Here is a 22,964-nt window from a genome sequence, read left to right on the forward strand (position 1 = left end):
ACTCCCTCAGGCCGGTACGGACGATTGGACGTGTTGATTACGGCGATGCGCCGCTTCACCGGACTGGCCTTCACCGTGCATCTCCGCCAGGCGGGTGATGAACTCGTCGACGAAGACCCGCATGTCGGCGCTGACTTCTTTGTTGCGGGTGATCAGGCGGTTGTAGCCAAACAGCGCCGGGATCGCGACGAACAGGCCCATGGCGGTGGCGAGCAAGGCCGCGGCCATGCCAGGGGCGATGGCGTTGATGTTCACGTCGCCGGCCATGGCCGTGCCGAGGAACACCACCATGATCCCCAGCACGGTACCGAGCAGGCCGATGTACGGACCGCCGGCGATGGCGTTGGACAGGGTCGAGAGCTTCGAACTCAGCGCCTGGTTCTCGCGGGTGCGCACGCCGTCCATCGAGCAACGGATCGCTTCGATGGTGGCCGCCGACACCGACGAGGTGTCGGCGCCCTGCTCACGGCGGGTGCGGATTTCCTTGACGGCCACCAGGTACAAGCGCCACAGCGACGAATGTTGCAGGCGCTGGGCGAGCTCCTGGTCGTCGGCGAACATTTCCAGGCGCGTGCCAATCCTGGCGAACTGCTCGCGGAAGGCTTCGTTGGCGGCGCCGAGACGGCTGACCATGCGGTTCTTGCGGATCATGATGATCCACGACTGGAACATCATCAGCACCAGTACCCCAATGATCACCCAAGCGTCGAGCGGCACGGCGTTGAGCAGGAAGCCCAGGCTGCCGAAACCGAAGCCGGACTGCTCTTCATCGACCCCGTAGGCCACCAGCTTCGATTCGGCGCCCTGGGCATTGGCGTCGGCCAACAGCAACGGTGCCGGACGGGCCACCTTGGACAGACGCGCTTCGTCCATCGCACCGCTGAAAGGCGCGAAGGTACCGGCGGCAGCGTCAGCCCCCAAGGCGATTGGCGAATTGAACGCCGGCATCGCCACGGCGAGGCTCGCGGTTTCACGTCCGTTGACGTACAGCACGACCCGGTCGCCCGAGGCGGTCAACGCCAGGTGCTGCCACTGGCCGGGGTTCAGCGGCTGGGTCGAGACCGCGCGCTGGTCATTGACCGCTACGAACGGCACACCCTGGTTCACGCCAATCAGCAAGCTGATGGCGGCTTCGCGACGGGCCAGGATGACTTGCTCGCCACTGGCCTGGTCCTGGCGCAGCCAGGTACTGAAGGTGAACGCCGCGCCGGCACTGTGTTGCAACGACGGGCTGGCGGGCAACAACAGTGGCTGGCCGTTGAACTGCACGGCCCGCCCGATCACGCCATCGATGCTGACGCCGACCGCGCCCTGGGCATTGTTGCCGTAGGCCGTGGTGTCCTTGGGCGGCACGCCGGTGGCGCCGTCGAAGTGGTACAGCGCGGTGTAGTCCGGGTCGAAGGTCAGCTGGCCGCTGCCCGTGGCCGGCGCCTTCTGGTTGCCGTAATACATCCACAGGTCCTGGCGCTGGCCGCCCTCCACGGTCGGCACGTCGACCCAGATCAGCGCCATGCCCATCAGCGGGTCGAAGCTTTCGATCTGGTGATTGAGCACCGTCTTGTCATCGCCGCTGACGAAACGCAGGTCCGAGCCGTCGTCCTTGACGCCGTCGAAGGTGAAGTTGCCGGTGTGCAGGCGCACCAGCAGCGCGGTGCGGCCCAAGGCTTGGGCGATGGCGGCGCCCTGGGGCGTGGTGTCCACCGAAATCTGTTTGCGATAATGCCAATCGTCCTGCCACCAGGCGTTGGCGGTCGCCGGAAGCACCAGCCCCAGGCAGATCAACAGGGATAACAATAAGCGTTGCATGGACATGACTCCTGGGTTCAAAACGTCGCTTGCAGGTTGAAGTGCAGGCGCGATTCCTGTTTCTCGGTGTTCGGCCCTTCGAGCAGCGGATAACCCCAATCAAGGCTGCCGGACAGCCATTTGCTCAGGCTGGCGCGGGTGCCGAGACCGACGCTGGCGAGGCTGTAGTCGGCTTCCTGGTCAGGCAGTTCGTCACGCAAATACAGCTGCGCGCCTTCGGCGAAGGCGTAGAAACGCCACTCCTGGACGTAGCTGCCGAGGAACTTGGCCAGGGATGGCGTGCGCAGCTCCTGGGACAACAGGTAGCCGTCGTCGCCGGTGCGCTCGGCGGCCAGGTAGCCGCGCACCGAGGTGGCGCCACCGGCGGAGAATTGCTCGTTGGAAACCAGCGGCCCGGAGGCCAGTTGGAAGGCGGCCTTGGAGGCGGTCTGCCAGTCGTTGCCGAAGGTGAAGGTGTAATTGCCATCGCCCTTGAGCACCGCGAAGCTGGGGCTGGCGCGATAGCGCTTGTAGTCGAACTCTTCGTCGGAGCTGCCATAGCCCAGCAGGCTCCGGGTGCCCGCCACCAGGCTAAGGCCTAGGCCCAACTGGCTGTGTTCGGTGTAGCGAAAGCCGTTGTAGGCGAAGGTGAACGGCGCGTACTTGAGCGGTGCCTTGTCGCTGGCACCGCCCAGGTTCAGCTCTTCCTCGAAGTCCTTGAAATCCACCCCGACCGAAAAGCTGTTGGCCCATGCCCCACTGGACGGCAGGCTGTAGATCGCCGACACCCCGTAGGAATGCCCTTTGCCCAACACGTTGCTGCCGCCGACGGTGGCCACGTTGCTGTCGGATTGGTAACCCGAGAACTGCACACTCCAGCGTTCGCTCAGCGGCGCGGTGTAGGAGCCCGACCAGACCTTGGCGTTTTCGGTGTCCTGGGGCGCGGTGAAAAAAGTCAGCGAAACGCTGTGGCCCAGTTGCCAGAGGTTGTTGTAGCCCAGGCTGGCGACCGTGCGCAGCTTTTCGGTGTCGGCACTGTAGTCGTTGTTCAGCCCCAGGCTGGCTTGCCAGGGGTTCTGGTCTTCGACCTGCAAATCCACGTCCATCGTCCCGGGGCGCTGGCCTTCGCGCACCAGCGGCATCACCTGGCGTCCCGGGGTTTTGTTCAACAGCGCCAGTTCTGCCTGGACCTGGGCGAAGTCGGGGACCTCGCCTTCCTTGAGCGCCGGCACGTCCTCCCGGATTTCAACGGGCGAATAGTGCTTGGCCCCTACCACGCGCACCCGGCCGATCTTGGTTTCGCTGACCTGCAGGTAGACGATGCCGTCTTCGACTTTCTGCTCCGGCAGCTCGACGAACACCGATTGATAACCGCGGGTCTGATAGGCTTTTTGCAGGGCTTCCCGGGCGCCTTCGATGTCGCTCAAGGCTTTTTGCGGGCCGAGGAACGGGTACACCGCTTCCTCGATGGCCCGGGCATCGAGCACGGTGTTGCCGCGCACGAAATACTCGTTCACGTCCACCAGCCGCGTCGGCGCCGTTTCGGCCTCCTGCCCTCCTTCTGCTGCGAATGCGGACGGCCCCCCGACCGCCAGCAGCAACCAGCCCCACAGCGCCGGCCGCGATTTGAAAAAATGCTCCACACCACCCCCTGAATTCAAAGTACGGCTCAATTGCTTATGGTCGATGTCGTGGCGTGCCGGGCCAGCCAGGTGTGCAGCAGCGCGAAGTTCAAGGAGAACTCCGGCATTTGCAGCAAGGCGCCACAGAACACTTCACCGATGATTTTCTGGATGAGCCGCACCGCCCGTGCATCGCCCAGCAGCGTGGCGAGGTCTTTGCTCAGGACGTTGAAACTCCAGACCTTCTGGTTCAGGTCCAGGCCGACGAACCAGCGGAACAGCAGGTTGTAATTGAGTTGTTCGTAGAGTTGCTGCTCGCTGGGCACCGAATAGAGCAGTTGCAGAAGGAGGATGTGCATGGCGGTTTGCGGTGCGATCAACATTTGGGCACCGGCGTTGAGGCCCTGCAGCACATCGCGATGGTCATCCAGCAGGTCGTCGATCTGCGGACGCAGCAAAACCAGTGAATGGCCTTGCGGAATGTAGCTGGACACTTCCTTGAGCGCGCCCTGCCAGTCATCCTGGGAAACGATCCAGACCCACGGCGCGCCGTAGCGATACACCGAGACCGGTTGCTTGCGCGCCGCCTCGACGATCTTCGACAGCCGCTGGTCAAGCTCCTGCATGCCCACTTTCGAATAACGTTCCATAGTCCCCATCGCCTCACTCCCGGCTTCGCGCCCCGGCTCCAAACGACCTGAAAGGTCCCCTCGAACACGTCACACAGGCATGACGGGAATGGCGATGTGCTACCGAACTTTTGTCATGAAAGCTTCATTTTTGAAGGTATGGAGGAAGGGAGATTTTGTGGGAGCGAGCTTGCTCGCGATGGCGGTGGGTCAGTTGGCGGTGATGTCGGCTGGGAGACCGTTATCGCGAGCAAGCTCAGCTCCCACAGGGGACTCGGGTGTTTCCAGACCTGATGCCGAGCATTCAACCCCGTGGCGAGGGAGCTTGCTCCCGCTGGGGCGCGGAGCGGCCCCAATAAGCTGCATGCGATCTGCCTGACGCTACGCGGTGCTTGGTTCTGGGGCTGCTGCGCAGCCCAGCGGGAGCAAGCTCCCTCGCCACAAAGGCAGTGGCGGTGGGTCTGATTGCATTGATGTTGGATGTGTCGGCCTCATCGCGAGCAGGCTCGCTCCCACAGGGGGGCTCGGGTGGATACAGGGTTTGTATCCACCACCAATCCCAGTGTGGGAGATTTTGTGGGAGCGAGCTTGCTCGCGATGGCGGTGGGTCAGTTGGCGGTGATGTCGGCTGGGAGACCGTTATCGCGAGCAAGCTCAGCTCCCACAGGGGACTCGGGTGTTTCCAGACCTGATGCCGAGCATTCAACCCCGTGGCGAGGGAGCTTGCTCCCGCTGGGGCGCGGAGCGGCCCCAATAAGCTGCATGCGATCTGCCTGACGCTACGCGGTGCTTGGTTCTGGGGCTGCTGCGCAGCCCAGCGGGAGCAAGCTCCCTCGCCACAAAGGCAGTGGCGGTGGGTCTGATTGCATTGATGTTGGATGTGTCGGCCTCATCGCGAGCAGGCTCGCTCCCACAGGGGGGCTCGGGTGGATACAGGGTTTGTATCCACCACCAATCCCGGTGTGGGAGCGAGCTTGCTCGCGACGAGGCCTTCAGCTTCGGCGTGCCTTTATTGGTGTTGCACCTGCACCATCGAGCTTACCTGCACCCGCGCCTGCATCTGTTCCGCCCCGCCGCCCCGGCGCATGCCGCGGACCGGGCAGGCGTCGAGGTAGTCCAGGCCGACCGCCAGTTTCAGGTGGCGGTCTGGAAGGGTCAGGCGGTTGGTCACGTCGAAACTGTACCAGCCATCGTCCAGCCAGGCTTCCGCCCAGGCGTGGCTCGCCAGGTGGCTTTCGTCCTCGGTGCACAGGTAACCGGAAACATAGCGCGCGGGAATGCCCAGGCTGCGCGCGCAGGCCAGGAATGCGTGGGTATGGTCCTGGCAAACCCCCGTTCCACCGGCAAACGCCTCGGCGGCGGTGCTGTTGACCGCCGTGGTGCCAGGGCTATAGGGCATCCGCGCCGCCAGGCCGTTCATCAGGTCGGTCAAGGCCGAACGATCGCGTCGTCCTGCGCATTGTTCGACGGCGAAGGCGCTGAGGGTCTCGTCCGCCTCGGTCAGGCGGCTGGTGCGCAAGAACGGCAGTGGCGACTGGCTGTCCGGTTCCATCGCTATCGACTGATGGATTTCCACCTCGCCATAAGCCGTCAGGACCAGGGCACCGTGGGGCTCGTCCATGGTCATCACGTGGAGAATGTTGCCATAGGGATCAAGCTGGCTGCGCACCAGTCGCGGCAGCTCCAGATGCCACTCCAGGATGCGCTGGCGCTGAGTGTCCCGGGGCGTCAGGCGCAGGAACTGAATGCTGGTGCAGACTTCATCGGCATAGCTGTAGGTGGTGTCGTGGCGTATGGACAGTTTCATACGACCTCCAAATAAGACTCATGGACGGTCTGGCCCAAGTGGCGGATCTGCCCGATCAAGTCGGTCAACCATTGATGCAGGCCCGACGCCAGGATCTCGTCGATCCCCGAATAACGCAGGCGCGCATTCAGCTCGGCGGCCAGGCGTTGCGCCGGCCGGCCGTTGTTGCCCGGCAAGCTGGCGAGGATGTGGTCCAGTTCCTCGATGCAGGCATGCAGCGAGCGCGGGACGTCGGCCCGCAGCAGCAACATCTCGGATACCTGCTCGGCATTGGGCGCGTTGCGATAGATCTCGTTGAACGCCTCGAACGAAGACAACGCCCTCAACAAGGCACTCCACTGGTAATAACCACGGGCCGAGTTGTCACTGACCTCCTCCGACTCCTCACCGAACATTTCATAGCGCGCGTCCAGCAGGCGCAGGGTGTTGTCGGCCCGTTCGATAAAGGTCCCCAGGCGAATGAAACAATAGGCATCGTTGCGCATGATGGTGCCCGACGTCGCGCCCCGGAACAGGTGCGAGCGCTCCTTGACCCATTCGCAGAAGTGACTGATGCCGTAGCGCCCAAGGCCGTTGCTGGCGATGTTGCGCATTTCCAGCCAGGTGGCGTTGATGTTCTCCCACATGTCGGCGGTGATGCGCCCACGCACGGCATGGGCATTGGTTCGCGCGGCCCTCAGGCAGCTGTAGATACTGCCGGGGTTGGTTTCGTCCAAGGCAAAGAAATGCAGCATGCGCTCGGTATTGAGCGCGTCATAACGGGCGTTGTAGTCGTCCAGCGTACCGGCCGCCAGCAGCGACATCGCTAATTCGGCATGGCCATCGCTGCGCCCGGCCTGGGGCATCAGCGACAGCGAATAGCTGACTTCGAGCATGCGCGCCAGGTTCTCGGCGCGCTCCAGGTAGCGGGACATCCAATAGAGGTCCGAAGCAGTTCTTGAAAGCATGTCTTAGTCCTCCACTACCCAAGTGTCTTTGGTGCCGCCGCCCTGGGACGAGTTCACCACCAGCGAGCCTTCGCGCAGCGCCACGCGGGTCAGCCCGCCGGGCACCAGGCGCGTTTCCTTGCCCGACAGCACGAATGGACGCAGGTCGATGTGGCGCGGCGCGATGCCGCTCTCGACAAAGGTCGGGCACGTGGACAGGCTCAAGGTCGGCTGGGCAATGTAGGCTTCGGGACGGGCCTTGAGGCGGGCGCGGAAATCCTCGATCTCCGCGGCAGTGGCCGCCGGCCCGACCAGCATGCCGTAACCTCCTGAACCTTGGGTTTCCTTGACCACCAGATCCGGCAGGTTGGCCAGCACGTGGGACAGGTCCTGGGGCTTGCGGCACTGCCAGGTGGGCACGTTCTTCAGGATCGGTTCTTCGGTGAGGTAAAAACGGATCATCTCGTCGACGTAGGGGTAGATCGACTTGTCATCGGCGACGCCTGTGCCGACCGCGTTCGCCAGCACCACATTGCCCGCGCGGTATACGGCGATCAGCCCCGGCACGCCCAACATCGAATCGGGGTTGAACGACAGCGGGTCGAGGTAGGCATCGTCAAGCCGACGGTAAATCACGTCCACCTGCCGGGGGCCGGCGGTGGTGCGCATGTACACGTGATCGTCACGCACGAACAGATCGGCGCCTTCCACCAGCTCCACGCCCATTTCACGGGCCAGGAACGCGTGTTCGAAATAGGCGCTGTTGAAGCGTCCCGGGGTCAGCACCACGGCGGTGGGGTTTTCCAAGGGGCTGGAACTCTTGAGGGTATCGAGCAGCAGGTTCGGGTAATGGTCGATGGGGGCCACGCGCTGGGCGGCGAAGAGTTCGGGGAACAGGCGCATCATCATCTTGCGGTCTTCGAGCATGTAGCTCACGCCGCTGGGGGTGCGCAAGTTGTCTTCCAGCACGTAGTAGCTGCCGTCACCGTCGCGAACCAGGTCGACACCGGCGATATGGGCGTAGATGCCCCGGTGCAGGTTCAGGCCCTGCATCGCAATCTGATACCCCTCGTTGGCGAGTACCTGCTCGGCAGGAATGATCCCTTCCTTGAGGATGTGCTGCCCGTGGTAGATGTCGGCCAGGAACATGTTCAGGGCCTGGACCCGCTGGATGCAGCCACGCTCGACCATTTGCCATTCACTGGCCTTGATGCTGCGCGGGATGATGTCGAACGGAATCAACCGCTCAGTGCCCTGCTCGTCCCCATAAAGGGTGAAGGTGATACCGGCGCGATGGAACAGCAGGTCGGCTTCGCGGCGGCGTTGCTCCAGCAGTTCAAGCGGCGTATCCGCCAGCCAGCGCGAGAAGGCTTGGTAATGCGGGCGGCAGTCACCCTGGGCATCGTACATTTCATTGAAAAAAGCGTGGGGCATAGCCAACTCCCAGCCGTGTCGTACACGGCATTTCTTATTACGTCGTCATTCCACTCAGTACGGCCTTGCCTTTTTTATGAGCCCTGGTTCTCTGAATACCTCGTTAGGCATGGGTCTCTGATCAGGCCTTTGCGTCCGGATGACGTGCGCCCCCCCTATTTTTCTACGTATCGAACACCTCTCGCTGGCTCTCTGGTTCTGGAGTCGTAGCAAGGGCTGTGCCTAAGTGCGGTGCATCGAGCCAATGCTGGAAAAACCGTCGCAGAGCGACAGAAAAGCGAAATTTATTTTCAATTTTGCGACGAAAAGCTGTTTGAAGGCTGAAACGTTTATTTCAGTTCCCGGCGGCAATGCCACAAACGGGTCGAATCGGTGCACGCAGACGAGATGCCAGCGAGGAATGCCCTGAAAAGGGGAAATTAATACCCACTCATTCACTGTAGGCACATTTCATCGATCTTGCCCTGGCCCTTCTCTCGGTGCCTCCCGCCTTCCGTCGCCTCCCTTCGCACAAATTCAACAGCACCACTTGCACCGACAGTATTATGGTATACCATCATACGCAAAGCCCTTTTCACCCACCCTGGGAGCAGTCCATGAGTTTCGAAATTCGCAAGATCGTCAGCTATGTCGAAGAAACCTTTATCGAAGGCGGCAAGGCCACCGACAAACCGGTGACCATGGTCGGACTGGCAGTGGTCATGAAAAATCCTTGGCTGGGCCGCGGTTTCGTCGAAGACCTGAAGCCGGAAATCCGCGCCAACTGCTCCGACCTTGGCGCACTGATGGTCGAGCGCCTGGTGGGCATCATCGGTGGCGCCGAGAAGATCGAAGCCTACGGCAAGGCCGCAGTGGTCGGTGCCGACGGTGAAATCGAGCACGCCTCCGCCGTGATCCACACCCTACGCTTCGGCAATCACTACCGCGAAGCGGTCAAGGCCAAGAGTTACCTGAGCTTTACCAACAAGCGCGGCGGCCCTGGCACCTCGATCCAGATCCCGATGATGCACAAGGACGACGAAGGCCTGCGCTCGCACTACATCACCCTGGAAATGCAGATTGAAGATGCTCCCCGCGCCGACGAAATCGTCGTGGTGCTGGGCTGCGCCGATGGCGGCCGCCTGCACCCGCGCATCGGTAACCGTTACATCGACCTGGAAGAACTGGCCGCCGAGAATGCGCAGTGATCCAGCCTGGACAACCACAATAAAAAAGCCATGCAGGAGCGCTCCATGATTCGGCTCACCGCTGAACTCACCCCGGCCGGCACCAGCTACCTGGCAACCGGCGAAGGCCAACCCGTGGTCTTGATCCATGGCGTGGGCCTGAACAAAGAAATGTGGGGCGGCCAGGTCGTCGGCCTGGCCACGCAATACCGGGTGATTGCCTACGACATGCTCGGCCATGGCGCCAGTCCGCGTCCGCAAAGCGGTACCGCGTTGCTGGGCTACGCCGATCAGTTGCTGGAGTTGCTTGACCACTTGCAACTGCCCCAGGCGACGGTGATCGGCTTTTCCATGGGGGGCCTGGTGGCCCGTGCGTTTGCCTTGCATTACCCGCAGCGGCTGCAAGGCCTGGTGGTGCTCAACAGCGTCTTCAACCGCAGCGCCGAGCAGCGCGCCGGGGTCATCGCCCGCACCGCCCAGGCCGCCGAGCATGGGCCGGACGCGAACGCCGAGGCGGCGTTGTCGCGCTGGTTCAGTCGTGAATACCAGGCGGCCAACCCGGCGCAGATTGCCGCGTTGCGCCAGACCCTGGCAGGAAATGATCCGCAGGGTTACCTGACCACCTATGAGCTGTTCGCCACCCAGGACATGTACCGCGCCGATGACCTGGGCAATATCCAGGTGCCGACGCTGATCGCTACCGGTGAACTGGACCCCGGCTCGACACCGGAAATGGCCCGGCAACTGGCCGAGCGCATTCCCGGCGCCAGCGTTGCCGTGCTCGCCGAACAACGGCATATGATGCCGGTAGAGTCGCCTCGCCTGGTCAACCAGTTGTTGCTGGAATTCCTCGACACGGCAAACGCCCGACAAAACCAGATAAAGGGGATCGTTGCATGACACTCGCACGTTTTTCGATGTGCATCGGCGGTGAATGGGTCGATGCCCTGTCCGGCAAGACCTTCCAAAGCCTTAACCCGGCCCTGGCCCAACCCTGGGCCGAGCTGCCTGACGCCGACGAAGCCGATGTCGAGCGCGCCGTCCAGGCAGCACAAAGCGCTTTCGACAGCCCGGCCTGGCGCGGCTTGACCGCCACCGCTCGCGGCAAGCTGCTGCGCCGTCTTGGTGACCTGATCGCGGAAAACAAGGAACAACTGGCCCAACTCGAAAGCCGCGACAACGGCAAGCTGATCCGCGAAACCCGCGGCCAGGTCGGTTACCTGCCGGAATTTTTCCACTACACCGCAGGCCTGGCCGACAAGCTCGAAGGCGGCACCCTGCCCCTCGATAAGCCGGACCTGTTCGCCTACACGGTGCACGAAGCCATGGGTGTAGTCGCGGCGATCATTCCCTGGAACAGCCCACTGTACCTGACCGCGATCAAGCTTGCCCCGGCGCTGGCGGCCGGCAACACCATCGTGATCAAACCGTCCGAGCACGCCTCGGCCACGGTCCTGGAGCTGGCTCGCCTGGCCTTGGAAGCCGGCATTCCACCGGGGGTGGTCAACGTCATCACCGGTTACGGCCCCAGCACCGGCGCGGCCCTCACCCGTCATCCGCTGGTGCGCAAGATCGCCTTCACCGGAGGCGCCGCCACGGCCCGCCATGTGGTGCGCAGCAGCGCCGAGAACTTCGCCAAGCTGTCCCTGGAACTGGGCGGCAAGTCGCCGAACATCATCTTTGCCGACGCCGACCTGGACAGTGCGATCAACGGGGCCATTGCCGGGATTTATGCGGCCTCGGGTCAAAGCTGCGTGTCCGGTTCGCGCCTGCTGGTGCAGGACGAGATCTATGACGAATTCGTCTCGCGCCTGGTCGAACGGGCCCAGCGCATCCGCATCGGCAACCCGCAGGAAGACAGCAGCGAAATGGGCCCCATGGCCACCGCACAGCAACTGGCCGTGGTCGAAGGCCTGGTCGCCGACGCCATCGCGGAAGGGGCGCGCCTGCGCCTGGGCGGCAAGCGTGCGCAGAACCTGGGCGAAGGCTGGTTCTATGAGCCAACGCTGTTCGAATGCGACCGCAACTCGATGAAGATCATGCAGGAAGAAGTCTTCGGTCCGGTGGCCTCGGTGATTCGTTTCAAGGACGAAGCCGAGGCCCTGGCGATCGCCAACGACTCGCAGTTCGGCCTCGCCGCCGGTATCTGGACCCGCGACCTGGGCCGCGCCCATCGCCTGGCCCGGGATGTGCGTTCCGGGATCATCTGGGTCAACACTTACCGTGCCGTATCAGCCATGGCGCCCATCGGTGGTTTCAAGAACAGCGGCTATGGACGCGAGAGCGGCATCGACTCGGTGCTGGCCTATACCGAACTGAAAACGGTGTGGATCAACCTGTCCCAGGCACCCATGCCTGATCCGTTCGTGATGCGCTAGGAGTCCAGAGAAATGATCGAACCCGGCATCTACAAAGAAGTGATGAGCTCCTTCCCGTCCGGCGTCACGGTGGTCACCACCCTGGACCCGGACGGCAATATCGTCGGCATCACCGCCAGTGCGTTCAGCGCCCTGTCGATCGACCCGGCGCTGGTACTGTTCTGTCCCAACTACGCCTCCGACACCTACCCGGTGCTGCGCGACAGCAAGCAGTTCGCGATCCACCTGCTGTCCGCGGACCAGACCGCCGAAGCCTATGCCTTCGCCGGGAAAGGCAAGGACAAGGCCAAGGGCATCGATTGGCACCTGAGCGAGCTGGGCAATCCGCTGCTGAGCAAGGCCACAGCGATCATCGAATGCGAACTGTGGCGCGAATACGACGGTGGCGACCACGCAATCATCGTCGGCGCGGTGAAGAACCTGATCCTGCCCGAGCAGCCGGTGACGCCGATGATCTATCACAAGGGCAAATTGGGTCCGCTGCCCACACTGGCCTGATGGCTGCACACATCGCCCTGTGGAGCGAGCTTGCTCGCGATAGCGGTGGAACAGTCGACATTGATGTACCTGACACACCGCCATCGCGAGCAAGCTCGCTCCCACAGGTTCAACACTTTTCAGGAGTCGCGCATGAGCAACGACAAATACGAACAAGGCCTGAAGATCCGCACCCAGGTGCTGGGCCAGGAGTACGTCAACCGTTCCCTCGAGAACGCCGACGATTTCACCCGGCCGCTGCAGGAAATGGTCACCGAATATTGCTGGGGCCATGTCTGGGGTCGCGAGGGCTTGTCGCTCAAGGAGCGCAGCATGATCAACCTGGCCATGATCTCGGCGCTCAATCGCCCGCACGAACTCAAGCTGCATGTGCGTGGCGCCTTGCGTAACGGCTTGAGTCGTGAGCAAATACGCGAAATTCTGCTTCAGGTCGGTATCTATTGCGGCGTCCCCGCTGCCGTGGACAGTTTCCGGCTTGCCCGTGAAGCCTTCGCCGAAGCCGATGCCGAGGCCTCCAGTCAACCCTCGGCTGTTTGATCTGAACGTGCACGGATGTTGCCCGTTTGGCATGGACAGCCATATTACAGAGCGGACCCCATGAAACGCCTGCCACTCGACGACAGCTTCAAGGTCAATCGCAACCCCGTTACCCTGCGCGAGATCGTGCTGGATAAACTGCGAAGCGCCATCATGAACTTCCAGCTTCTGCCGGGCGATCGCCTGGTCGAACGCGATCTGTGCGATCGCCTGGGCGTGAGCCGCACGTCGGTGCGCGAAGCGCTGCGCCACCTGGAATCCGAAGGCCTGGTGGAGTTTGCCGATGCCAAAGGGCCGCGAGTCGCCATTATCACGTTGGCCGACGCCGTCGACATCTATGAGCTGCGTTGCGTGCTCGAAGGCCTGATCGTCCAGCTGTTCACCCTGCGGGCCAAGGCCAAGGACATCAAGGCCCTGGAAAAAGCCCTCGAGGAAAACCGCAAGGCCCTCAAGGAAGGCGAGCTGCAACAGGTCATCGATTCGGTGCAAGGCTTCTACGATGTGCTGCTCGAAGGCTCCGGCAACCATGTCGCCGCCACCCAGTTGCGTCAGCTGCAGGCGCGCATCAGCTATTTGCGGGCGACCTCGGTGTCCCAGGAAAACCGTCGCGGCAGCAGCAACCAGGAAATGGAGCGCATGGTCGAGGCGATCAAGAGCGGCGATCCCCTGGTTGCCCACCAGGCCTGCGTCGACCACGTGCGCGCTGCCGCCAAGGTCGCCCTGGAATACCTCAAGCGCCAACAGGAAGAGACCGGTGAAATCCCCGAGATCATCCCGCCCATCGCCCTCAAAGAACCGCGTATAGGTCGCTAGCCATGTTCAGCCCGAGCTTTTGTCCAAAGTGCGGCGGCAGTGATCTCGATCACCGCCTGCCAGCGGGCGATACCCATGAGCGACTGATGTGTGGTGGGTGCGGCTACATCCACTACGTCAACCCGAAGATCATTGCCGGCTGCATCATCGAGCAGGACGGCAAGTACCTGCTGTGCCAACGCGCCATCCCACCGCGCCCGGGCACCTGGACATTGCCGGCCGGCTTCATGGAAGGCAACGAGACTACCGAACAGGCGGCGCTGCGGGAAGTCTGGGAAGAAACCGGCGTACGCGCTGAAATCGTCTCGCCCTACTCGATCTTCAGCGTGCCGAAGATCAGCGAGGTGTACATTATCTTCCGCGCCATCGCGCTGGAGATCACCGGCCAGTTCGGCCCGGAAACCCTCGCCTGCCAGTTCTTCGCCCCTGAAGACATTCCCTGGGACAGCATCTACTACCCGGCCATCCGGCAGATCCTCGAACGGTATATCGAGGAACGCCAGGCCGGGGTCTATGGCATCTACATGGGCAACGACGACAGCGGCAAGATTCACTTCATCCGCTGACGCCCCTGTAGGCGCTGGCGAAGCCTGCGATCTTTTGATCTTGATCTTTTCACTCCAGGCTCAATTGGCCGGGGAAAGATCGCAGCCTCGTTGCACTCGACAGCTCCTACACAGCTCCTACAGTGGAAGCACGCCCTCGACAATGATCACCTCGGCCCGGGCTGCGCCTTCGCGATGGTGCCTGGCCTCCTGATACTGCGCCGAGTGATAGCAGGCCAGCGCCTGTTCGTAAGAGTCGAACTCGATCACCACGCTGCGCTGCGGCGTGACCCTGCCCTCCATCGCTTCGCTGCGCCCGCCCCGGGCCAGCATCCGACCGCCATACAAGGCAAACGCCGCCGGCGCCCGCTGGGTGTATTGGCTGTATTGATCGGGGTCGGTGACATCCACATGAGCAATCCAGTACGCCTTCATAGTGACCTCTCGGTTTGTTTTGTATTATGGTATACCACAACGACATTCCAGCAAGCCTCATCAAAACAAAGAGAGCCCGACATGGCCTTTAACAGCATTCAGGAAATCATCGAAGATTACCGCCTGGGCAAGATGGTGTTGCTGGTGGATGACGAAGATCGGGAAAACGAAGGCGACCTGCTACTGGCCGCCGATTGTTGCGACGCCCAGGCCATCAGCTTCATGGCGCGTGAAGCCCGTGGGTTGATCTGCCTGACGTTGACCGACGAGCACTGCCAGCGCCTGGGGCTTGAGCAAATGGTACCGAGCAACGGCAGCGTGTTCAGCACCGCATTCACGGTTTCCATCGAGGCCGCCATCGGCGTGACCACCGGTATTTCCGCCGCCGACCGGGCACGCACGGTCGCCGCCGCCGTGGCCGTCGATGCGGGGCCCAACGACATTGTGCAGCCGGGGCATATCTTTCCGCTGCGGGCCAAGGAAGGTGGCGTGCTCACCCGCGCCGGGCACACCGAAGCCGGTTGCGACCTTGCGCGCTTGGCGGGTTTCACCCCGGCGTCGGTGATCGTCGAAGTGATGAACGATGACGGCACCATGGCCCGCCGTCCCGATCTGGAGATTTTCGCCCGCAAACACGGGATCAAGATCGGCACCATCGCCGACCTGATCCACTATCGCCTGAGCACCGAGCACACCGTGGTGCGCATCGGTGAACGGGAACTGCCCACGGTACATGGCACCTTCCGCTTGTTCACTTTCGAAGACCGCATTGAAGGCGGCGTGCATATGGCGATGGTCATGGGCGACATTCGCCGGGATGAGCCAACGCTGGTGCGGGTGCACGTGATCGATCCGTTGCGGGACCTGGTCGGTTCGCAATACAACGGCCCATCCAATTGGACGCTGTGGGCAGCCTTGCAACGGGTGGCTGAGGAAGGTCACGGCGTGGTGGTCGTGCTGGCCAACCACGAATCGTCCCAGGCGCTGCTTGAGCGCGTACCGCAACTGACCCAGCCGCCACGACAGTTCAGTCGGTCGCAATCGCGCATCTATTCTGAAGTAGGCACCGGCGCGCAGATTCTCCAGGACCTGGGCGTCGGTAAATTGCGGCACCTGGGACCACCGCTCAAGTATGCGGGGCTGACGGGGTACGACCTGGAGGTGGTGGAGAGCATCCCCTTCACCGCATAAGCCCAAGGCTACGCACAGCCCCAGTGGGAGCGAGCTTGCTCGCGATAGCAACTAACCAGCCGACATGAAGGGAGACTGACACACCGCTATCGCGAGCAAGCTCGCTCCCACAAGGGTTCCATCCAAGAATGACAGAGAAAAATCTGCGCCCGGACAGATAGCCGGTACGGCAAAATGCTTGCAGAAAGTTTGGAATACCATAATATGATATTCCATAGACCGAGCGTTCCAGCCAACCTTTGGCACGGTCGCCCGCAAGGCCAGTTGGACCAATGCTCCCGATAAGTGGGCGAACAAAAGCCCACTCAATAAACACAACAATGAGGGCGTGAAAATGGTGTTGAAGAAAAGTGCAGCCGCAGTTCTTTTTGCCGGCCTGCTGAGTGTCACCAGCCAGGCGACGATGGCCGCTGAAAGCGTCAACTTCGTCAGTTGGGGTGGCAGCACCCAGGACGCACAGAAGCAGGCCTGGGCCGACCCGTTCAGCAAGGCCAGCGGCATCACCGTGGTCCAGGATGGCCCCACCGACTACGGCAAACTCAAGGCCATGGTCGAAAGCGGCAACGTGCAGTGGGACGTGGTCGACGTTGAAGCCGATTTCGCCCTGCGCGCCGCCGCTGAAGGCCTGCTCGAACCCCTCGACTTCTCGGTGGTGCAGCGCGACAAGATCGACCCGCGCTTCGTTTCCGACCATGGCGTCGGCTCGTTCTACTTCTCCTTTGTTCTCGGCTACAACGAAGGCAAGCTCGGTGCTGGCAAGCCCCAGGACTGGTCCGCACTGTTCGACACCAAGACCTATCCCGGCAAACGCGCCCTCTACAAATGGCCTAGTCCCGGTGTGCTTGAGCTGGCCCTGCTGGCCGATGGCGTTTCTCAGGACAAGCTCTATCCGCTGGACCTGGACCGCGCCTTCAAGAAACTCGACACCATCAAGAAAGACATCGTCTGGTGGGGCGGCGGCGCCCAGTCCCAGCAGCTGCTCGCGTCCGGCGAAGCCAGCATCGGACAGTTCTGGAACGGGCGTATCTATGCCTTGCAACAAGACGGCGCTCCAGTCGGCGTAAGCTGGAAGCAGAACCTGGTCATGGCCGACATCCTGGTCATTCCAAAGGGTTCGAAAAACAAGGCCGCGGCCATGAAGTTCCTGGCCAACGCCAGCAGCGCCAAGGGCCAGGCCGACTTTTCCAACCTGACCGCCTACGCTCCGGTCAACGTCGACAGCGTCGCCCGCCTGGATTCGGTGCTCGCTCCCAACCTGCCGACCGCCTACGCCAAGGATCAGATCACGCTTGATTTCGCGTACTGGGCCAAGAACGGTCAGGACATCGCGACACGGTGGAACGAATGGCTGGTCAAATGAAAATGTCGGCAACGGCAACCCAGCACACCGGGGGCGCCGCTGGCGCTGCCGGTGTGGCAACCGCCCAGGCCGCTGCACCGCAAGCACCGTCGCGGCTGCAGCGCTGGCGCGGGGCCGGCAACCTGCTCCCCGCCCTGCTGTTCCTCGGCCTGTTCTTCCTGGCGCCGCTGATCGGCCTGCTGCTGCGCGGAGTGCTGGAGCCGGTGCCCGGGTTGGGCAACTACGAGCAACTGTTCGCCAACTCGGCCTACGCCCGGGTGCTGTTCAACACCTTTTCGGTGGCCGGGCTGGTAACGCTGTTCAGCCTGCTGCTGGGTTTCCCCCTGGCCTGGGCCATTACCCTGGTACCCCGTGGCTGGGGCCGCTGGATGCTGAACATCGTGCTGCTGTCGATGTGGACCAGCCTGTTGGCCCGTACCTACTCCTGGCTGGTGCTGCTGCAAGCCTCGGGCGTGGTGAACAAGACGCTAATGGCATTGGGCATCATCGACCAGCCGCTGGAGATGGTGCACAACCTCACCGGTGTGGTGATCGGCATGAGCTACATCATGATCCCGTTCATCGTGCTGCCGTTGCAGGCGACCATGCAGGCCATCGACCCGATGATCCTGCAGGCCGGTTCGATTTGCGGCGCCAGTCCCTGGACCAACTTCTTCCGGGTATTCCTGCCGCTGTGCCGGCCGGGGCTGTTCTCCGGCGGGCTGATGGTGTTCGTGATGTCCCTCGGTTACTACGTGACCCCGGCACTGCTGGGCGGCGCGCAGAACATGATGCTGCCGGAATTCATCATCCAGCAGGTGCAGTCGTTCCTCAACTGGGGCCTGGCCAGTGCCGGCGCGGCCTTGTTGGTGGCGATCACCCTGGTGTTGTTCTACTTCTACCTGAAGCTCCAGCCGGAATCCCCGGTGGGCGCCAGCAACGCGAGGTAAGCCGTCATGCTCCTGACTCCCAATGCCATGAGCCGGCGCATGCGGTTCGGCCTGTATTTCACCACCGGCCTGATCGCGCTGTTCCTGCTGCTGCCGATCGTGTTCATCGTGCTACTGTCGTTCGGTTCGTCCCAATGGCTGGTCTTCCCGCCACCCGGCTGGACGCTCAAATGGTACGGCCAGTTCTTTTCCAACCCCGACTGGATGAGTGCCGCACTGACCAGCCTCAAGGTCGCGGTGCTGACCACCGTTTGCGCCGTGGCGCTGGGCCTGCCGACGGCGTTTGCCCTGGTGCGCGGACGCTTCCCGGGCCGGGAAATGCTCTACGGCCTGTTCACCCTGCCGATGATCGTGCCGCTGGTGATCATCGCCGTGGCGGTGTACGCGCTGTTCCTCAAGCTGGGCTACACCGGGACGATGTTCGCCTTCGTGGTCAGCCACGTCATCGTCGCACTGCCGTTCACCATTATCTCGATCATCAACTCGCTCAAGCTGTTCGACCAATCCATCGAGGACGCAGCGGTGATCTGCGGCGCCTCACGCTTGCAAGCGGTATTCAAGGTGACCTTCCCGGCCATTCGCCCGGGCATGGTCGCTGGCGCGCTGTTCGCGTTCCTGGTGTCGTGGGATGAAGTGGTGCTGAGCGTGATGATGGCCAGCCCGACCCTGCAAACCTTGCCCGTCAAGATGTGGACCACCCTGCGCCAGGACCTGACGCCTGTGATCGCCGTCGCTTCGACGCTGCTGATCGGCCTCTCGGTGCTGGTGATGGTGATCGCCGCCGCCCTGCGCCGGCGCAATGAAATCAGCGCCTGAGCGCCTAGGAGAACACGATGAGTGCCGTCAAAGACCCCGCACAACAGAACAACAAGACCCTGGTCAGCCTGCGCAACCTGAACAAGCACTACGGCGACTTTGCCGCCGTGGACGATATTTCCCTGGAGATCCAGGACGGCGAATTCCTGACCTTCCTCGGTTCCAGCGGCTCGGGCAAGAGCACTACGCTGTCGATGCTGGCCGGGTTCGAAACACCCAGCAGTGGCGAGATCCTGGTGGGCGGCAAATCCCTGGTCAACGTCCCGCCGCACAAGCGCGACATCGGCATGGTGTTCCAGCGCTACTCGCTGTTCCCGCATCTGTCGGTACGCGACAACATTGCCTTTCCCCTGGCGATTCGCAAACTGGCCAGCGCCGAGCGCGAACGCCGGGTCGACGCCATGCTTAAACTGGTGCAGCTGGGAGAGTTCGCCCATCGCCGCCCTTCGCAACTGTCCGGCGGCCAGCAGCAGCGTGTGGCGATTGCCCGAGCACTGGTCTATGAACCGCGCATCTTGCTGATGGATGAGCCTCTCGGGGCCTTGGACAAAAAGCTCCGGGAGGACTTGCAGGATGAACTGCGCCAGTTGCACCGCCGGCTGGGCATCACCATCGTCTACGTCACCCATGACCAGGAAGAAGCCATGCGCCTGTCCCAGCGCATCGCCATTTTCAGCCACGGCAAGATCGTCGGCCTGGGCAGCGGCTACGACCTCTACCAGAACCCGCCGAACGCCTTCGTCGCGTCGTTCCTGGGCAACTCCAATTTCCTCAAGCTCAAGGCCCAGGGCAATGCCGTGGCGAGCTTCGAAGGCCAGTCGCTGTCGATCCGACTGACCGCCGGCCTGCAAACGGACCAGGATGTGCTGCTGATGGTGCGCCCGGAAAAAGCCCTCGCCCTGAGCGTCGAGCAAGCCGCCCAGGAACCCTTGGCGGCCGGCTGGAATGAGGTGTCGGCCAAGGTCGTCGAAGTGCTGTTCCTCGGCGAAAGCCAGACCTGCAGCGTGGTGACGTCCGGCGGCACGGCCATGACCGTCAAGGCGCTGTCCGCCGCCGGCATGCCACTCAAGGCTGGCGACCCGGTGCGCGTGCGTTGGGCCACCGCCGACGCCTGCGTCTACACCCAATGGGCCGAGAGCGACCTGAACAAGGCCGCGGGTGCCCACTGATGAACATTGCGTGCCCACAACCGCTCCAGCCCGAGGATCGTCCGATGATCGATGCCAGCGTCTACAAACAAGTCATGGGCTCGTTCCCGTCCGGGGTGACGGTGATCACCACCCTCGATGACGACGGCCAGATCGTCGGCCTGACTGCCAGTGCCTTCAGCTCATTGTCGATGGAGCCGGCCCTGGTGCTGTTCTGCCCCAACTACAGCTCCGATTCCTATCCGGTACTGATCAAGAACAAGCGCTTCGCCATCCACTTGCTCTCCGGCGGCCAGCAGAACGAAGCCTATGCCTTCGCCCGCAAAGGCAAGGACAAGGCCCAGGGCATCGAATGGACCCTGAGCGAACGGGGTAACCCGCTGCTGAGCAACGCCACCGCCATCATCGAATGCGAACTGTGGCGCGAATACGAAGGCGGCGACCACGCCATCATGGTCGGCGCCGTGAAGAACCTGATCGTGCCGCAGCACACACCGGGGCCGCTGGTTTATTGCCACGGCAAGATGGGCGCCCTGCCCGTCCTCGCCTGAATCGATCGTCAACAAAAAGAGAAAGCGCCATGAAATTTTCCTTGTTCGTACACATGGAGCGCTGGGACGAAAGCGTCAGCCATCGCCAGTTGTTCGAAGACCTGAGCGAGTTGACCCTGTTGGCCGAGGCCGGCGGTTTCAGCACCGTGTGGATCGGCGAACACCACGCCATGGAATACACCATCTCGCCAAGCCCGATGCCGTTGCTGGCGTACCTGGCCGGCAAGACCACGACCATCCACCTGGGCGCCGGCACCATCATCGCGCCGTTCTGGCACCCGCTGCGGGTGGCCGGCGAATGCGCGCTGCTGGATGTGATCAGCAATGGCCGCATGGAAGTCGGCCTGGCCCGGGGCGCCTACCAGGTTGAATTCGACCGCATGGCCGGCGGCATGCCGGCTTCCTCCGGCGGCCAGGCCCTGCGCGAAATGGTCCCGGTGGTGCGCGCCCTGTGGCAAGGCGACTACGCCCACGATGGCGAGATCTGGAAATTCCCGACGTCCACCTGCGTGCCCAAGCCAATCCGCAAGCCTCACCCGCCGATGTGGATCGCCGCCCGCGACCCGGACTCCCACAACTTCGCCGTTGCCAACGGCTGCAACGTGATGGTCACGCCGTTGATGAAGGGCGATGAGGAAGTGCTGGACCTGAAGAACAAATTCCAGGCCGCCCTGGACAACAACCCCGACGTGCCACGCCCGCAACTGATGGTGCTGCGCCACACCCACGTCCATGCGGTGGACGATCCCGAAGGCTGGAAGGTTGGCGCCCAAGCCATCTCGAAGTTCTATCGCACCTTCGATGCCTGGTTCGGCAACAAGCAAGTGCCGGTCAACGGCTTCCTGGCACCCAGCCCGGAAGAAAAGTTCGCCGAGCGCCCGGAATTCCAGCTGGACAACATCCGCAAGAACACCATGATCGGCACCCCGCAGCAGATCATCGAGCGAATCAAGTACTACCAGGAACTGGGGGTGGATGAGTTCAGCTTCTGGTGCGACAACAGCCTGCCCCATGCCGAAAAGAAAAAATCCCTGGAGCTGTTCATCCAGCAGGTGGTGCCGGCGTTTCGGTGACTGACATCCTCTGGGAGCGAGCTTGCTCGCGATTGGGCCAGCACGCTCCACATCACTGTGACCGACACTCCGCCATCGCGAGCAGGCTCGCTCCCGCAGGGGATCCTGTGGCGTACGCAGCATCCGGGTACGCCACCAGTCCTGTGGGAGCGAGCCTGCTCGCGATGGCCATCCCACTGAAACATATGTGTCAAATGTGACAATTGACCCCACTGCCCCGCCATTGCCCCGCAGACCCCTATTAACCGCTCGCAAAGCCACCTAACGTACCGCGCAAACGGATCGACTCTGATTAAGGATGATGCGCGTTGGGGGTTTATCGGTTGCTGTTGGCCATGTTGGTGGCCGTTTCTCATATGGGCGTGACTTTCCTCGGATTGAACCCCGGCGTCGTTGCCGTGGTGTCCTTCCTGATCATCAGCGGTTTCGTGATGACCTCGCTGATCGAAAGGACCTACAACCGCCCGGGCCAAATCGGCCTGTTCTATATTGATCGGCTGCTGAGGCTGTACCCGCAGTTCCTGGTGTACTTCGTCTTGTCCTGCGCGGTGATCCATTTCCTCCTGCCGGGAACACCCCAGGCCGCCGCCCTGACCCTGGAAAACATCGCCACCAGCCTGCCGATCCTGCCGCTGGGTTTCTATATGTTCGGCATCACCGTGCCCGAGATCCTGCCACCCGGTTGGTCCCTGGGCCTGGAAATGTGCTTTTACCTGCTGATCCCGTTCCTGATCCTCTACAAGACGCGAGGGATCGTCTTTGCACTGTCCGTGACGGTGTTCATGATCGCCTCGCTGGGCTACCTCGACACCGACATCTACGGCTATCGCCTGCTGCCAGGTGTGCTGTTTATTTTCCTTTGCGGCAGCTACCTGTATCGGGCCCAGGCCAAGGGGCTGTGGATCGCGTTCGTTACCCTGCTCGTTGCCGCATTGATGTTTCTCGCCATTGTCATGGGAATCATTCCGCGCCGACCGTTCAACGCCGAGGTGACCCTGGGCATCGCCCTTGGCCTGCCGACGGTGTATCTGCTCAGCAGGCTGAAGCATCACCGACTCGATGAATTCCTGGGCAATATCAGCTACGGCGTGTTCCTCAACCACTTTGTGGTGATGTACGTGTTGCGGGCGTTCTGGCCGGTGGCGTACAGCGGCCTGATCATCATGGCAGTGCTGGTGCTGTCGTTCGCCTTGAGTGGTATTTCGTACTACGGGGTCGAACGGCCGGCGCTGAAGCTTCGTCATGCTCTCAGGGCTGGCGTGAAATACGATGCCACGCGGACTCCCGTTGTGAGCACGGCGGCTTAGCCCTGAAAGCCGCA

22 protein-coding genes are annotated in these 22,964 nt (G+C 62.4%); 15 read left to right on the forward strand and 7 right to left on the reverse strand.

The annotated features are described in order from the left end of the window. Positions 1-6: 6 nt before the first annotated feature. The 6 genes from AD659_RS23640 to AD659_RS23665 all read right to left on the reverse strand — a co-directional run bounded on the left by AD659_RS23640 (position 7) and on the right by AD659_RS23665 (position 8,203). A complete protein-coding gene (locus AD659_RS23640) occupies positions 7-1,806 on the reverse strand; it encodes a DUF2341 domain-containing protein (protein WP_053125531.1) in 1,800 nt (599 codons plus the stop codon). A gap of 17 nt (positions 1,807-1,823) precedes the next feature. Continuing rightward, positions 1,824-3,383: a ShlB/FhaC/HecB family hemolysin secretion/activation protein gene (locus AD659_RS23645; protein WP_408003306.1), complete on the reverse strand. Its 1,560-nt coding sequence runs from the start codon at positions 3,381-3,383 to the stop codon at positions 1,824-1,826. Positions 3,384-3,454: 71 nt separating this feature from the next. Then, complete coding sequence (locus AD659_RS30600) at positions 3,455-4,057, reverse strand: transposase (RefSeq protein ID WP_053125533.1); 603 nt, start codon at positions 4,055-4,057, stop codon at positions 3,455-3,457. A 988-nt stretch (positions 4,058-5,045) separates the two neighbouring features. Further along, complete coding sequence (locus AD659_RS23655; RefSeq protein WP_053125534.1) at positions 5,046-5,843, reverse strand: transglutaminase family protein; 798 nt, start codon at positions 5,841-5,843, stop codon at positions 5,046-5,048. Beyond that, positions 5,840-6,790: an alpha-E domain-containing protein gene (locus AD659_RS23660; protein ID WP_003201699.1), complete on the reverse strand. Its 951-nt coding sequence runs from the start codon at positions 6,788-6,790 to the stop codon at positions 5,840-5,842. The genes AD659_RS23655 and AD659_RS23660 overlap by 4 nt, the downstream gene beginning before the upstream one ends. Positions 6,791-6,793: 3 nt before the next feature. After that, a complete protein-coding gene (locus AD659_RS23665) occupies positions 6,794-8,203 on the reverse strand; it encodes a circularly permuted type 2 ATP-grasp protein (RefSeq protein WP_053125535.1) in 1,410 nt (469 codons plus the stop codon). Positions 8,204-8,799: 596 nt separating this feature from the next. Here AD659_RS23665 and AD659_RS23670 point away from each other — a divergent pair. From AD659_RS23670 to AD659_RS23700, 7 genes are all read left to right on the forward strand, one after another. Next, positions 8,800-9,390 (forward strand): amino acid synthesis family protein, encoded by a 591-nt coding sequence (locus AD659_RS23670; protein WP_003182108.1) that lies wholly within the window; start codon positions 8,800-8,802, stop codon positions 9,388-9,390. Between the two features lie 45 nt (positions 9,391-9,435). Beyond that, a complete protein-coding gene (locus tag AD659_RS23675) occupies positions 9,436-10,269 on the forward strand; it encodes an alpha/beta fold hydrolase (protein WP_053125536.1) in 834 nt (277 codons plus the stop codon). Further along, positions 10,266-11,747 carry an aldehyde dehydrogenase gene (locus AD659_RS23680; protein WP_053125537.1) on the forward strand — a complete coding sequence of 494 codons (1,482 nt, stop codon included), beginning with the start codon at positions 10,266-10,268 and terminating at the stop codon, positions 11,745-11,747. Before AD659_RS23675 ends, AD659_RS23680 begins: the two co-directional genes overlap by 4 nt. 12 nt (positions 11,748-11,759) lie before the next feature. Then, positions 11,760-12,245, forward strand: a complete 486-nt coding sequence (locus AD659_RS23685; protein WP_053125538.1) for a flavin reductase family protein — start codon at positions 11,760-11,762, stop codon at positions 12,243-12,245. 132 nt (positions 12,246-12,377) lie between these two features. Continuing rightward, positions 12,378-12,782: a carboxymuconolactone decarboxylase family protein gene (locus AD659_RS23690; protein WP_053125539.1), complete on the forward strand. Its 405-nt coding sequence runs from the start codon at positions 12,378-12,380 to the stop codon at positions 12,780-12,782. Between the two features lie 60 nt (positions 12,783-12,842). Beyond that, complete coding sequence (locus AD659_RS23695; protein WP_053125540.1) at positions 12,843-13,595, forward strand: GntR family transcriptional regulator; 753 nt, start codon at positions 12,843-12,845, stop codon at positions 13,593-13,595. A 2-nt stretch (positions 13,596-13,597) separates the two neighbouring features. Next, a complete protein-coding gene (locus AD659_RS23700) occupies positions 13,598-14,161 on the forward strand; it encodes an NUDIX hydrolase (protein ID WP_053125541.1) in 564 nt (187 codons plus the stop codon). A gap of 117 nt (positions 14,162-14,278) precedes the next feature. Here the strand turns inward: AD659_RS23700 and AD659_RS23705 are convergent, their stop codons facing one another. After that, positions 14,279-14,575 (reverse strand): DUF1330 domain-containing protein, encoded by a 297-nt coding sequence (locus AD659_RS23705; protein WP_053125542.1) that lies wholly within the window; start codon positions 14,573-14,575, stop codon positions 14,279-14,281. A gap of 81 nt (positions 14,576-14,656) precedes the next feature. Between AD659_RS23705 and ribBA the strand changes: the two genes are divergently transcribed. From ribBA to AD659_RS23745, 8 genes are all read left to right on the forward strand, one after another. Beyond that, positions 14,657-15,766 (forward strand): bifunctional 3,4-dihydroxy-2-butanone-4-phosphate synthase/GTP cyclohydrolase II, encoded by a 1,110-nt coding sequence (ribBA, locus tag AD659_RS23710; RefSeq protein ID WP_053125543.1) that lies wholly within the window; start codon positions 14,657-14,659, stop codon positions 15,764-15,766. A gap of 334 nt (positions 15,767-16,100) precedes the next feature. Then, entirely contained in the window at positions 16,101-17,126 is a 1,026-nt protein-coding gene (locus AD659_RS23715; protein WP_053125544.1) for an ABC transporter substrate-binding protein, read from the forward strand. After that, positions 17,123-18,055, forward strand: coding sequence for an ABC transporter permease (locus tag AD659_RS23720; protein ID WP_053125545.1), 933 nt, complete (start codon positions 17,123-17,125; stop codon positions 18,053-18,055). Before AD659_RS23715 ends, AD659_RS23720 begins: the two co-directional genes overlap by 4 nt. A gap of 6 nt (positions 18,056-18,061) precedes the next feature. Next, positions 18,062-18,871 (forward strand): ABC transporter permease, encoded by an 810-nt coding sequence (locus AD659_RS23725; protein WP_053125546.1) that lies wholly within the window; start codon positions 18,062-18,064, stop codon positions 18,869-18,871. Positions 18,872-18,888: 17 nt separating this feature from the next. Then, positions 18,889-20,040, forward strand: a complete 1,152-nt coding sequence (locus AD659_RS23730) for an ABC transporter ATP-binding protein (RefSeq protein ID WP_053125547.1) — start codon at positions 18,889-18,891, stop codon at positions 20,038-20,040. A gap of 44 nt (positions 20,041-20,084) precedes the next feature. Next, a complete protein-coding gene (locus AD659_RS23735) occupies positions 20,085-20,570 on the forward strand; it encodes a flavin reductase family protein (RefSeq protein ID WP_053125548.1) in 486 nt (161 codons plus the stop codon). A gap of 29 nt (positions 20,571-20,599) precedes the next feature. After that, complete coding sequence (locus tag AD659_RS23740; protein ID WP_053125549.1) at positions 20,600-21,643, forward strand: LLM class flavin-dependent oxidoreductase; 1,044 nt, start codon at positions 20,600-20,602, stop codon at positions 21,641-21,643. 308 nt (positions 21,644-21,951) lie between these two features. Further along, complete coding sequence (locus AD659_RS23745; RefSeq protein WP_053125550.1) at positions 21,952-22,950, forward strand: acyltransferase family protein; 999 nt, start codon at positions 21,952-21,954, stop codon at positions 22,948-22,950. The last annotated feature ends 14 nt before the right edge of the window (positions 22,951-22,964 follow it).

It is taken from the genome of Pseudomonas thivervalensis, from assembly GCF_001269655.1.
Lineage (GTDB): Bacteria > Pseudomonadota > Gammaproteobacteria > Pseudomonadales > Pseudomonadaceae > Aquipseudomonas > Aquipseudomonas thivervalensis.

Bases quoted from the DNA above. Each gene is read 5' to 3' on its own strand.
- AD659_RS23660 (WP_003201699.1), bottom strand. From the start codon at position 6,790: ATGCTTTCAAGAACTGCTTCGGACCTCTATTGGATGTCCCGCTACCTG.
- AD659_RS23655 (WP_053125534.1), bottom strand. From the start codon at position 5,843: ATGAAACTGTCCATACGCCACGACACCACCTACAGCTATGCCGATGAA.
- AD659_RS23720 (WP_053125545.1), top strand. From the start codon at position 17,123: ATGAAAATGTCGGCAACGGCAACCCAGCACACCGGGGGCGCCGCTGGC.
- AD659_RS23670 (WP_003182108.1), top strand. From the start codon at position 8,800: ATGAGTTTCGAAATTCGCAAGATCGTCAGCTATGTCGAAGAAACCTTT.
- AD659_RS23695 (WP_053125540.1), top strand. From the start codon at position 12,843: ATGAAACGCCTGCCACTCGACGACAGCTTCAAGGTCAATCGCAACCCC.
- AD659_RS23705 (WP_053125542.1), bottom strand. From the start codon at position 14,575: ATGAAGGCGTACTGGATTGCTCATGTGGATGTCACCGACCCCGATCAA.
- AD659_RS23690 (WP_053125539.1), top strand. From the start codon at position 12,378: ATGAGCAACGACAAATACGAACAAGGCCTGAAGATCCGCACCCAGGTG.
- AD659_RS23700 (WP_053125541.1), top strand. From the start codon at position 13,598: ATGTTCAGCCCGAGCTTTTGTCCAAAGTGCGGCGGCAGTGATCTCGAT.
- AD659_RS23665 (WP_053125535.1), bottom strand. From the start codon at position 8,203: ATGCCCCACGCTTTTTTCAATGAAATGTACGATGCCCAGGGTGACTGC.
- AD659_RS23680 (WP_053125537.1), top strand. From the start codon at position 10,266: ATGACACTCGCACGTTTTTCGATGTGCATCGGCGGTGAATGGGTCGAT.
- AD659_RS23675 (WP_053125536.1), top strand. From the start codon at position 9,436: ATGATTCGGCTCACCGCTGAACTCACCCCGGCCGGCACCAGCTACCTG.
- AD659_RS23735 (WP_053125548.1), top strand. From the start codon at position 20,085: ATGATCGATGCCAGCGTCTACAAACAAGTCATGGGCTCGTTCCCGTCC.
- AD659_RS23740 (WP_053125549.1), top strand. From the start codon at position 20,600: ATGAAATTTTCCTTGTTCGTACACATGGAGCGCTGGGACGAAAGCGTC.
- AD659_RS23730 (WP_053125547.1), top strand. From the start codon at position 18,889: ATGAGTGCCGTCAAAGACCCCGCACAACAGAACAACAAGACCCTGGTC.
- AD659_RS23685 (WP_053125538.1), top strand. From the start codon at position 11,760: ATGATCGAACCCGGCATCTACAAAGAAGTGATGAGCTCCTTCCCGTCC.
- ribBA (WP_053125543.1), top strand. From the start codon at position 14,657: ATGGCCTTTAACAGCATTCAGGAAATCATCGAAGATTACCGCCTGGGC.
- AD659_RS23725 (WP_053125546.1), top strand. From the start codon at position 18,062: ATGCTCCTGACTCCCAATGCCATGAGCCGGCGCATGCGGTTCGGCCTG.
- AD659_RS23640 (WP_053125531.1), bottom strand. From the start codon at position 1,806: ATGCAACGCTTATTGTTATCCCTGTTGATCTGCCTGGGGCTGGTGCTT.
- AD659_RS30600 (WP_053125533.1), bottom strand. From the start codon at position 4,057: ATGGAACGTTATTCGAAAGTGGGCATGCAGGAGCTTGACCAGCGGCTG.
- AD659_RS23715 (WP_053125544.1), top strand. From the start codon at position 16,101: ATGGTGTTGAAGAAAAGTGCAGCCGCAGTTCTTTTTGCCGGCCTGCTG.